General features: G+C 73.0%; 9 protein-coding genes. 3 read left to right on the forward strand and 6 right to left on the reverse strand.

The genetic code is table 11. The features are described from left to right. Positions 1–91: 91 nt before the first annotated feature. On the reverse strand, positions 92–2,323 hold the full coding sequence (locus ACFVYX_RS01755; protein WP_389679281.1) for an ATP-dependent RecD-like DNA helicase: 2,232 nt from the start codon (positions 2,321–2,323) through the stop codon (positions 92–94). Positions 2,324–2,416: 93 nt separating this feature from the next. Next, complete coding sequence (locus tag ACFVYX_RS01760) at positions 2,417–3,286, reverse strand: class I SAM-dependent methyltransferase (protein WP_389679282.1); 870 nt, start codon at positions 3,284–3,286, stop codon at positions 2,417–2,419. Positions 3,287–3,381: 95 nt separating this feature from the next. Here ACFVYX_RS01760 and ACFVYX_RS01765 point away from each other — a divergent pair, with 95 nt between their 5' ends. Then, entirely contained in the window at positions 3,382–3,981 is a 600-nt protein-coding gene (locus ACFVYX_RS01765; RefSeq protein ID WP_389679283.1) for a TetR/AcrR family transcriptional regulator, read from the forward strand. Positions 3,982–4,040: 59 nt separating this feature from the next. Here ACFVYX_RS01765 and ACFVYX_RS01770 read toward each other — a convergent pair whose 3' ends face one another. Genes ACFVYX_RS01770 through ACFVYX_RS01780 form a run of 3 tightly spaced genes read right to left on the reverse strand, consistent with a single transcriptional unit; the run spans position 4,041 to position 7,140 of the window. Then, positions 4,041–4,814 (reverse strand): sugar phosphate isomerase/epimerase family protein, encoded by a 774-nt coding sequence (locus ACFVYX_RS01770; RefSeq protein WP_389679500.1) that lies wholly within the window; start codon positions 4,812–4,814, stop codon positions 4,041–4,043. Positions 4,815–4,840: 26 nt separating this feature from the next. Then, positions 4,841–5,992 carry a dihydrodipicolinate synthase family protein gene (locus tag ACFVYX_RS01775; protein WP_389679284.1) on the reverse strand — a complete coding sequence of 384 codons (1,152 nt, stop codon included), beginning with the start codon at positions 5,990–5,992 and terminating at the stop codon, positions 4,841–4,843. Continuing rightward, complete coding sequence (locus ACFVYX_RS01780) at positions 5,989–7,140, reverse strand: Gfo/Idh/MocA family protein (protein ID WP_389679285.1); 1,152 nt, start codon at positions 7,138–7,140, stop codon at positions 5,989–5,991. The genes ACFVYX_RS01775 and ACFVYX_RS01780 overlap by 4 nt, the downstream gene beginning before the upstream one ends. Before the next feature lie 114 nt (positions 7,141–7,254). Between ACFVYX_RS01780 and ACFVYX_RS01785 the strand changes: the two genes are divergently transcribed. Next, on the forward strand, positions 7,255–8,301 hold the full coding sequence (locus ACFVYX_RS01785) for a LacI family DNA-binding transcriptional regulator (RefSeq protein WP_389679286.1): 1,047 nt from the start codon (positions 7,255–7,257) through the stop codon (positions 8,299–8,301). Positions 8,302–8,685: 384 nt separating this feature from the next. Here ACFVYX_RS01785 and ACFVYX_RS01790 read toward each other — a convergent pair whose 3' ends face one another. After that, the gene (locus ACFVYX_RS01790) at positions 8,686–9,252 is read right to left on the reverse strand and encodes an AAA family ATPase (protein WP_389679287.1); all 567 of its coding nucleotides are present in this window, start codon (positions 9,250–9,252) and stop codon (positions 8,686–8,688) included. Positions 9,253–9,533: 281 nt separating this feature from the next. Here ACFVYX_RS01790 and ACFVYX_RS01795 point away from each other — a divergent pair, with 281 nt between their 5' ends. Continuing rightward, positions 9,534–11,348 carry a glycoside hydrolase family 3 protein gene (locus ACFVYX_RS01795; RefSeq protein WP_389679288.1) on the forward strand — a complete coding sequence of 605 codons (1,815 nt, stop codon included), beginning with the start codon at positions 9,534–9,536 and terminating at the stop codon, positions 11,346–11,348. Positions 11,349–11,462 lie beyond the last annotated feature (114 nt).

An 11,462-nucleotide genomic window follows, 5' to 3' on the forward strand; every position in this document is an offset into this window, starting at 1 on the left:
GTCGACCATTGGGCCAATCGGCGGCACTCAGTGCCGCCAACCTTCATATCCTGCCCCCTTCGCCCCGGTTCCGGTAGTCCTCCGTGATCTTTCACACGAGGGTGCCGCCTGTGAGCCGGAAGGCGAGTGCGGTAAAGCGCCTGCCCGCGGAGACCGTACGGACCGCCTGGGCGATCGCCCGGCGGGAGCCCACCAGGACGACGAGCTTCCGGGCGCGGGTCACGGCCGTGTAGAGCAGGTTCCGCTGGAGCATCATCCACGCGCTCATCGTGACCGGGATCACGACCGCCGGATACTCGCTGCCCTGCGAACGGTGGATGGTGACCGCGTACGCGTGGGCGAGCTCGTCCAGCTCGTCGAAGTCGTACGGCACCTCCTCGTCCTCGTCCGTCCGCACGGTCAGCCGCTGCTCGACGGCGTCGAGGGCCGTGACGACGCCGACCGTACCGTTGAAGACGCCGTTGGCCCCCTTGTCGTAATTGTTCCTGATCTGGGTGACCTTGTCGCCGACCCGGAAGACCCGGCCTCCGAACCGCTTCTCCGGCAGGTCCGGGCGGGCCGGGGTGATCGCCTGCTGGAGCAGTCCGTTGAGCGAGCCCGCGCCCGCGGGGCCCCGGTGCATGGGGGCGAGGACCTGGACGTCCGTGCGCGGGTCGAGCCCGAATCTGGCCGGAATCCGGCGGGCCGCGACGTCCACGGCGACCCGGGCCGCGTCCTCCGTCTCCTCCTCCACGAAGAGGAAGAAGTCGGGCAGGCCCTGGGTCTGCGGGGGGACGCCCGCGTTGATCCGGTGCGCGTTGGTGACCACGCCCGACTCCTGGGCCTGGCGGAAGATCCGGGTGAGCCGCACCGCCGGTACGGGGCTCCCCGGGGCGAGCAGATCGCCGAGGACCTCGCCCGCGCCCACCGACGGAAGCTGGTCCACATCGCCCACGAGCAGCAGATGGGCGCCCGGTGCCACCGCCTTGACCAGCTTGTTCGCCAGGAGCAGGTCGAGCATGGAGGCCTCGTCGACCACGATCAGATCGGCGTCGAGGGGCCGGTCCCTGTCGTAGGCCGCGTCGCCGCCGGGCTTGAGCTCCAGGAGCCTGTGCACGGTGGAGGCCTCGGCACCGGTCAGCTCGGCGAGCCGCTTGGCGGCCCGGCCGGTGGGCGCGGCGAGGACGACCTTGGCCTTCTTGGCGCGGGCCAGCTCCACGATGGAGCGGACCGTGAAGGACTTGCCGCAGCCGGGCCCGCCGGTGAGGACGGCGACCTTGCGGGTGAGGGCGAGCCGGACGGCCTCCTCCTGCTCGGGCGCGAGCGAGGCCCCGGTCCGGTCCGCGAGCCAGGCGAGGGCCTTGTCCCAGGGCACGTCCCGGAAGGCGGGCATCCGGTCCTCCTCGGTGCCGAGGAGCCGGCGGAGCTGTCCGGCGAGCGACAGCTCGGCCCGGTGGAACGGGATCAGGTACACGGCCGTGACGGGCGTCCCCTCGGGGCCCGGCACCACCTCCCGTACGACCCCCTCGGGGTCCTCGGCGAGCTCGGCCAGGCACTCGATGACGAGCCCCGTGTCGACCTGGAGGAGTTTGACGGCGTCGGCGATCAACCGCTCCTCGGGGAGGAAACAGTGACCCTGGTCGCTGGACTGCGACAGCGCGTACTGCAGGCCGGCCTTCACCCGGTCCGGGCTGTCGTGCGGGATGCCCACGGACTGCGCGATCTTGTCGGCGGTGAGGAAGCCGATGCCCCAGACGTCGGCGGCGAGCCGGTAGGGCTGGTTCTTCACGACGGAGATCGAGGCGTCCCCGTACTTCTTGTAGATACGGACCGCGATGGAGGTGGAGACGCCGACGCCCTGGAGGAAGACCATCACCTCCTTGATCGCCTTCTGCTCCTCCCAGGCCGCGGTGATGTTCTTGGTGCGCTTGGGGCCGAGGCCGGGCACCTCGATCAGGCGCGCGGGTGCCTCTTCGAGGATGTCGAGGGTGTCGAGGCCGAAGTGCTGGGTGATGCGGTCGGCGAAGACGGGGCCGATGCCCTTGACGAGACCGGAGCCGAGGTAGCGGCGGATGCCCTGGATCGTGGCGGGCAGCACGGTCGTGTAGTTGTCCACGGTGAACTGCTTGCCGTACTGCGGGTGCGAGCCCCAGCGGCCCTCCATCCGCAGCGACTCCCCCGGCTGCGCGCCGAGCAGCGCGCCGACCACCGTGAGCAGGTCACCGGCGCCACGACCGGTGTCGACGCGGGCGACGGTGTAGCCGCTCTCCTCATTGGCGTACGTGATGCGCTCGAGGACGCCTTCGAGCACGGCCTGAGCCGGAGCCTGACCCTGGTTGGACATGCCCCGAAGGTAGCGAAGGGCTCGGACACCGCGCCGGGGCCGGTGGCCGAACACCCTCGCCCCGGGGGCGGAGGGGACGAAGTGCGGCGTCGGTCACGGGCGGGCGAGTGGCCGGGTGGCGGTGACGAGCCAGCCGGCGGTGCGCAGATGGACTCCGGAGGGGCGTTCGAACTTCCGCAGGGACCGCGTCACCTCCACACGGGCCCGCTCGGCGGTGTCCGGGGCGAGGCCGGCGAGGAAGTGGCGTGCCGGGCCGGAGGCGAGGACGAAGGCGGCGGCGTCCTCGGCGTCCCGGCCCCAGAGGCCGTCGGCGTCGCAGGGCGTGACGGACACGGCGCCGAGACCCGCCGCCGTGAGGACGAGACGGATCCGGTCCGGGTTGGCGAGCGAGAACATGCCGGGGCCGTGGTCCTCCTGGGTCTCGGCCTCCCCGGCCGCGGGCGACGGCATCAGGTCACCGAGCGCTCCGAACACCGGGACCCAGTCCGTACGGGACGGATCCGCCATGCAGACGAAGGCGATCCGGCCGCCGGGGCGCAGCGCGGCCGCGATGTTGGCGAAGGCCGCGACCGGGTCCTGGAAGAACATGACGCCGAAGCGGCTGAGGGCCACGTCGAAGGAGGCGGACGGCAGCGGGTGCACCTGGGCGTCGCCCTGCTGGAAGTCGGCGTGGGACAGCCCCTCCTCCGCGGCGATCTGCCGCGCACGGGCCAGCATCGGCTCGGAGAGGTCGAGGCCCAGGGCGGTGCCGCGGTGCGCCGCCCGCGCCGCGAGCCGGGTCGCCTGCCCCGCGCCGCAGCCGATGTCGAGGACCCTGTCCTCCGGGCGGATGGCCGCGGCGGCGAGCAGCGGCGCGTTGAAGCCCTCGTTCACCGCGTTCCAGCGGTCGTGGTGGTCGCTCCAGTGGTGGCCTTCGTAGCCGTTCCAGGCCTCGGACTGAGCGGTGTTGACGAGTGGGCGCATCACGGGTCTCCTGCCGTGCGGAGCTAGTATGGGCGTACGCCCATCAAGGTATGGGCGTGTGCCCATAGTCGCAACCCCCTTTCTGGAGGAGCCCGTTGTCCCCACGTGGAGTCGCCACGCCCAACGTCCGGGAAAGGCTCTTCGAGGCCGCCGAAGCGGTCCTGGAACGGGAGGGCCCCGCCGGACTGACGAACCGGTCCGTCACCGACCAGGCCGGCTGCGCCAAGGGCCTGCTCTACAACCACTTCACCGATCTGGACGACTTCGTCACCCAGCTCGTCCTGGACCGGTTCCGGCGCGTGGCGGAGGAAGTGGCCCCGCTCCCCGCACGCGCGGGCGAGGCCACGGTGGTCGAGAACCTGACGGAAACCGCACTCGCCCTGCTCGGCTCGCACGGCCAGGTGATCGCGGCCGTCGCCGTGTCCCGGCAGGGTGTCTCCGAGCGGGTCAGGGAGGCATGGGCCGGTGGAGCACCGGGCCCGGCCACGGTGGAGAACGCCCTCGCCGCCTACCTGGAGGAGGAGCGGCGGAGGGGGAGGGTCGCACCGTCCGCGGACTGCCCGATGCTCGCGCTGGCGATCACCGGCGCCGTGCACCATCTGCTGATGACGGGGGGCGCGCGCCCGCGCGACGACCGGGAGCTGGTCCAGCGCATGGTCGCGGCGCTGGCGGCCGGGGTGACGACTCCGGCGTGAATCTCGACATGCCGACACGGGGGACGGGCCCAAGGGGCCCCCGGGCGCCGTCCCCCCGTTCACACCCTCCCGAAGCGTTCCAGCGTCTCCTCCAGGACCTCCACGCCGTCCCGTGCCCACAGCTCGTCGTTGAAGAGTTCCACCTCGACCGGGCCCGTGTAGCCGGCCTTCTCCACCAGGTCCGCCCAGGCCCTCAGGTCGATGCAGCCGTCGCCCAGCTGGCCCCGGCCGTTGAGCACTCCCTGCGGCAGCGGGGTGGTCCAGTCGGCGAGCTGGAAGCTGTGGATCCGGCCCTCCGCGCCCGCTCGTTCCACTGCCGCCGGAGCGCGGTCGTCCCACCAGAGGTGGTACGTGTCGACCGTGACGCCCACCTCGGAGGCCGGGAACCGCTCCGCGATCTCCAGGGCCTGGTCCAGGGTGGAGACCGCGCACCGGTCGGAGGCGTACATCGGGTGCAGCGGCTCGATGGCGAGCCGGACGCCCCGCTCCCCCGCGTACGGGGCGAGCGCCCCGATCGCCTCGGCGATACGGGCGCGGGCCGACGACAGGTCGGGGCAGGCGGCGGTGAGGCCGCCCGAGACGAGGACGAGGGTGTCGGTGCCGAGCGTCACCGCCTCGTCGATCGCCGCGCGGTTGTCCTCCTCCCACCCTTCGGCGGTGAAGAAGCCGCCCCGGCAGAGGGTGGTGACCGAGAGGCCCGCGTCCCGGACCAGCGCGGCCGCCGCCTCCACCCCGTACTCCTGCACGGGCGCGCGCCACAGGCCCACGCCCGGGACGCCGAGGCGGACGCACTCCGCGACCAGCTCCGGCAGGGCCAGCTGCTTGACCGTCATCTGGTTGACGCTGAAGCGGTCGAGGTTCACCGGGGCACTCCGTACACCGTGAGGAGGGATCGCATCCGGGCCTCGGCGAGCGCCGGGTCGGGGAACAGGCCGAGGCCGTCCGCGAGTTCGTACGCGCGCGCGAGGTGCGGGAGCGAGCGGGCGGACTGGAGGCCGCCGACCATCGTGAAGTGGTCCTGGTGGCCGGCCAGCCAGGCGAGGAGGACGACGCCCGTCTTGTAGAAGCGGGTCGGGTTCTGGAAGAGGTGCCGGGAGAGGGCGACCGTCGGGTCGAGGGTCGCGCGGAAGCCCTCGACGTCACCCGTGTCCAGGGTCCTGACGGCGTCCGCCGCCAGCGGGGCCAGCGGGTCGAAGATGCCGAGCAGGGCGTGGCTGAAGCCCTGTTCGTCGCCGGCGATGAGCTCCGGGTAATGGAAGTCGTCGCCCGTGTAGCAGCGGACGCCCTCCGGAAGGCGGCGGCGCAGTTCGACCTCGCGCCGGGCGTCGAGGAGGGAGACCTTGATGCCGTCGACCTTGTCGGGGTGGGCGGCGATGACGTCGAGGAACGTCTCGGTCGCGGTGTCGAGGTCGGCCGAGCCCCAGTACCCGTCGAGAGCCGGGTCGAACATCGGGCCGAGCCAGTGCAGGATCACCGGCTCGCTCGCCTGCCGGAGGAGGTGCCCGTACAGGTCGAGGTAGTCCTCGGGTCCCGAAGCGGCGGCGGCGAGCGCGCGGGAGGCCATCAGGATGGCCTGGGAGCCGGTCTCCTCGACGAGGGCGAGCTGCTCCTCGTACGCCTTGCGGACATCGGCCAGGCCGGCCGGTCCGGTGAGCTGGTCGGTGCCGACGCCGCAGGCGATCAGGCCGCCCACGCCGCGGGCCTCCGCCGCGCTGCGGCGGATCAGTTCGGCGGCGCCCGTCCAGTCGAGACCCATCCCGCGCTGGGCGGTGTCCATGGCCTCCGCGACCCCGAGCCCCTGGGACCAGAGGTGGTGGCGGAAGGCGAGGGTGGCGTCCCAGTCGACGGCGGCCGGTGAGTCGGGGCTGGTGTCGGCGTACGGGTCGGCGACGACGTGGGCGGCGGAGAAGACCGTACGGGAGGTCAGGGGGCCGCTGGTGGTGAGCGCGAGGGGCTCGGTGCGGGGGCTGTACTCCCGTACGGTCCCGTCGGGTTCGGGCAGGCGGATCACAGGCTGACCTCCGGGACGTCGAAGCGGCGGCCCTCGGCGGCGGACCGCAGCCCCAGTTCGGCGAGCTGTACGCCCCGGGCGCCGGCGAGCAGGTCCCAGTGGTACGGCTCGCCGAGGGTGACGTGCCGCAGGAACAGCTCCCACTGGGCCTTGAAACCGTTGTCGAACTCGGCGTTGTCGGGCACCTCCTGCCACTGGTCGCGGAAGGACTCGGTGACCGGGATGTCGGGGTTCCAGACGGGCTTCGGGGTGGCCGAGCGGTGCTGGACACGGCAGCCGCGCAGTCCGGCGACGGCGGAGCCGTGGGTGCCGTCGACCTGGAACTCGACGAGCTCGTCGCGGTTGACGCGGACCGTCCAGGAGGAGTTGATCTGGGCGATGGCGCCGCCCTCCAGCTGGAAGATGCCGTAGGCGGCGTCGTCGGCGGTGGCCTCGTACGGCTTGCCCTGCTCGTCCCAGCGGCGCGGGACATGGGTGGCGACCTGGGCGGTGACGGAGGTGACCCGGCCGAACAGCTCGTGGAGCACGTACTCCCAGTGCGGGAACATGTCGACGACGATGCCGCCGCCGTCCTCCGAGCGGTAGTTCCAGCTCGGGCGCTGGGCGTCCTGCCAGTCGCCCTCGAAGACCCAGTAGCCGAACTCCCCGCGCACGGAGAGGATCTCGCCGAAGAAGCCGCCGTCGATGAGGCGCTTCAGCTTGAGCAGGCCCGGCAGGAACAGCTTGTCCTGGACGACGCCGTGCCTGATGCCCTTCTCCGTGGCGAGCCTGGCGAGTTCCAGCGCGCCCGCGAGGTCCGCCGCCGTCGGCTTCTCGGTGTAGATGTGCTTCCCGGCGGTGATGGCCCTGGTGAGCGCGTCGACGCGGGCGGAGGTGACCTGGGCGTCGAAGTAGATGTCGATGCTGTCGTCGGCGAGGACGGCGTCCAGGTCGGTGGACCACTCGGTGAGGCCGTGGCGCTCGGCGAGCGCGCGCAGGGCGTGCTCGCGGCGGCCGACGAGGACCGGCTCGGGCCAGAGGGTCTCGCCGTTGCCGAGGTCGAGGCCGCCCTGTTCGCGCAGGGCGAGGATCGAACGGACGAGGTGCTGGCGGTATCCCATGCGTCCGGTGACGCCGTTCATGGCGATGCGGACTGTCCTGCGTGTCACGAAGGGTTCCTCTCCCCGGTGTGCGGCACCCTCTCGGAAGAAAGCGCTTTCTATCGGGGATGACGCTAGCCTGCCGACATCGCCGTCGACAAGGCCCTTGGAGGTACGCACACGATGACCGTCACCCTGGCGGACGTGGCCGCCCGCGCACGGGTCTCCCCCGCCACCGTCTCCCGCGTCCTCAACGGCAACTACCCCGTCGCCGAGTCGACCCGCGAACGGGTCCTGCGGGCCGTAGACGAGCTGGACTACGTCCTCAACGGCCCCGCGAGCTCCCTCGCCGCCGCCACGTCCGACCTGGTCGGCGTTCTCGTCAACGACATCGCCGACCCCTTCTTCGGGATCATGGCGAGCGCGGCGCAGAGCGCGATCGGGGAGGGCGCGTCGGGGCGCGGCGGGGGCGAGAAGCTCGCCGTCGTCTGCAACACGGGCGGCTCCCCCGCGCGCGAGCTGACCTACCTCACCCTGCTCCAGCGGCAGCGCGCCGCCGCCGTGATCCTCATGGGCGGCTCCCTGGAGGACCCCGAGCACCTGGCCGCGACGGCCGGCAAGCTCAGCAAGCTGGCGGAGGCGGGGACCCGGGTCGTGCTGTGCGGACGGCCGCCGGTGCCCGGCGACGCGAACGCGGCCGCGCTGGTCTTCGACAACCGGACCGGCGCGCGGCGGCTCACCGAGCACCTGCTCGGCCTCGGCCACCGGCGCATCGGTTACGCCGCGGGGCCCGCCGACCGGACGACGACCCGGCACCGCCTCGAAGGCCACCGGGCGGCGCTCGCGGCGGCGGGCATCACGGAGGGCCCGACGGTCCACGGCGCGTACGACCGGCAGGCCGGCTACGAGGCGACGGCCGAACTCCTCGCCCGCGACCCGGACCTCACGGCGGTCGTCGCCGCCAACGACACGGTGGCGCTCGGCGTCTGCGCGGCCCTGCGGGAACGGGGCCTGGACATCCCGGGCGACGTGTCCGTGGCGGGCTTCGACGACCTGCCGTTCTCGGTGGACGCGGTCCCGGCCCTGACGACGGTACGCCTCCCGCTCCACGAGGCGGGGGTCCGCGCGGGCCGCCTCGCGATGGGCACGGAGGAACCTCCGGCGGGAGGCCTGGAGACGGTCCCGGGCGAGCTGGTGGTACGGGGGTCGACGGGCCGGCCGGGGGGCTGAGACGGGCGGGGGGCGGGGGTCCGCGGGGCCGCGGGGCTGCGGGGGCGGTGGGACCGAACCGGACAGCCGGACCGGCCCCGGCACCGAGCCGGACCACCGGGCAGACCCCGAAACCGAACCAGACCGCCGAGCAGACCCGGGACCGAACCGGACCGCCGAGCAGACCCGGGACCCAAGCCGGACCGCCGAGCAGACCCGGTACCCGAGCCGGACCACCGGGCAGACCCCGGAACCGGACCGGACCGCCCGGCAGCCCCGGAACCGGACCAGACCGCCGAGCAGACCCCGGACCCGAACCGGACCGCCTGGCAGGCCGGGACCGTCGGAGCGGCCCCCGGACCGAACCCCGACCGCACCGGATCGTGGGGCAGGGCCCCCGGGTCCTCAGTTCGCCTCGGCGGTCAGTCCTGTTGCCGTCAGGACCGCCTCCACCGTCTCCGCCACCGTCTGGTCCGCGTTGTCGATCCAGACGCCCTCTCCGGACAGTTCGGCGCGCATCGCCTCGTCCAGGAACGCCCAGTTCGTCGTCAGCTTCTTGTGGCGGGCGTTGTTGCGTTCCCACGCCTTGTCCGGGCCCGGGGCCAGGACCACCACGTGGAGCGGGCCCGCCTTCGCGTGGGCGCGGTAGAAGTCCAGGTGGGAGCGGCGTACGACCACGTCGTCGATCACCGGGAGGAAGCCGGCCGTGGTGAAACTGTCCGCGAGCAGGCAGGCGTTGCGGGCGCGCAGCAGGATCTGACGGTCCGCCTCCGGGTCGCCGTCCGGGGTGGGCCAGTGGCAGCCCTGGACGATGAGCTCCTGGAGGTGGTCGACCTCGATGTGCGCCGAGCGGGCGAAACGGGCCGCGAGGGCCGCGGCGACGGTCGACTTGCCGCTGCCGGGGATGCCGGCGAGGAGAACGGCGCCGGGGCCGGGTTCGGGCGTGTCGACGATGACGTGCTCGAAGGTCATACGGGCCTTTCCTCGCGGGCGGGACCCGTCGACGATACGGCCGTGGACGGCGCGGCCGCCAGGGGATTCCGGGCGTGCCGGGCGGGCGCCATGTGGCGGACGGGAGCGGCGCGGCGCCCGCCGATCCGGGTGGCGGTCCGTACGCTCCAGGGACTCCGGCCCGGGATCGCCGCCGTGGGCGATTCGTGCGCGGGTCCTTGACCTGGCAGTTACTTTCGGGCTATCCGTGACTCCTTGGAAGTTTCCTTCACTTCACTCTCGCACGGCCGGAAGGAGCATCAGTGCACCACCGCGCCCCCGCCCCCTCCCGACGCACCCTCCTCACGGTGACCGCCGCAGCCGCCGCGGCGGCCGTCACCGGAGTGAGCACCCCCGCCCACGCCGACCAGGACGACAGGCTGCGGCGGATCATCGACCGCATGTCCCTCGAGGAGAAGGTCGGCCAGCTCTTCGTGATGCGGGTGTACGGCCACTCCGCGACCGCACCCGACCAGGCCGACGTCGACGCCAACCTCAAGGAGATCGGCGTCCGTACGGCCGCCGAGCTGGTCGAGCGCTATCACGTGGGCGGGGTCATCTACTTCGCCTGGGCCCACAACACCCGCGACCCGCAGCAGATCGCCGAGCTCTCCAACGGCATCCAGCAGGCCGCCCTCGCACAGGACACCCCGGTCCCGGTGCTCATCTCCACCGACCAGGAGCACGGCATCGTCTGCCGGGTGGGCGAGCCCGCCACCCTGGTGCCCGGGGCGATGGCCCTCGGTGCCGGGGGCTCGCACGCGGACGCCCGTAAGGCGGCGCAGATCGCGGGCGCGGAGCTCGCGGCCGTCGGCATCCGGCAGAACTACGCGCCGGTCGCGGACGTCAACGTCAATCCGGCCAACCCGGTGATCGGGGTCCGTTCCTTCGGCTCCGACCCGGCGGCGGTCGCCGGTCTGGTCGCCGCGCAGGTCAAGGGGTACCAGCGAGCCGGGGTCGCGGCCACCTCCAAGCACTTCCCGGGGCACGGAGACACGGCCGTCGACAGCCACTACGGGCTGCCGACGATCAACCACACCCGGGCGCAGTGGGCGGAGCTCGACGCGCCACCCTTCCGGTCCGCCATCGCCGCCGGGATCGACTCCATCATGACCGCGCACATCGTGGTCCCGGCACTCGACCCCAGCGAGGACCCGGCGACCCTCTCCCGGCCCATCCTCACCGGCATCCTGCGCGAGCAGCTCGGCTACGACGGCGTGGTGGTCACCGACTCGCTGGGCATGGAGGGGGTGCGCACCAAGTACGGGGACGACCGCGTGGCGGTGCTCGCCCTGAAGGCGGGCGTGGACCAGCTGCTCAACCCGCCGAAGCTCGACGTGGCGTGGAATGCGGTCCTGAGGGCGGTCAGGGACGGCGAGCTGACGGAGGAACGGCTCGACGAATCGATCCTGCGGATCCTGCGGCTGAAGTCGAAGCTCGGCCTGTTCCGGAACGCGTACGTGTCCCGGGCCGGTGTCGAGCGGGTGGTCGGCACCGCCGCCCACCTCGCGCAGGCGGACCGGATCGCCGAGGCCACCACGACGCTGCTGCTCAACGAGGACGGCTTCCTGCCGCTGAGCCCGGCCACGCACGGCTCGGTCCTCGTCGTGGGCGCCGATCCGGCCTCACCGTCGGGGACCACCGGGCCGCCGACCACCACTCTGGCGACGGCGCTGAGGGAGCTCGGGTTCACCGCGACCGCGCTCTCCACCGGGATCACCCCGACGTCCGCGCGGATCGAGGAGGCGGTGGCGGCCGCGGCCGGCACGGACGTGGTCGTCGTCGGTACGTACAACGTCACGGCGAGCAGCCCGCAGCGCACGCTCGTGGCGCGGCTCGTCGCGACCGGGGTGCCCGTCGTCACGATCGCGATCCGCAACCCGTACGACATCGCCCGGATCGCCGGCCAGCGGGCGACGCTCGCCTGCTACTCCTGGACCGATGTCGAACTCCGGGCCGCCGTAAGGGTCCTGGCGGGCCGGGCCCGGCCGCAGGGCCGGCTCCCGGTCCCGGTCCAGGACGCGGACGACCCGGCGAAGGTGCTCTATCCGGTCGGTCACGGTCTGTCGTACCGCTGACGGACGGACGAGGGGGGTGGGCGGCGGGCGGGGCCACCCCCCCCCCCCCGCGGGGGTGGTTCAGGACCCGGCCGGGCGGCCCCGCCACACGCGCCAGGACCGCCGGTTGGAGGC

It is taken from the genome of Streptomyces sp. NPDC058326 (assembly GCF_042879855.1).
Taxonomy (GTDB): Bacteria; Actinomycetota; Actinomycetes; order Streptomycetales; family Streptomycetaceae; genus Streptomyces.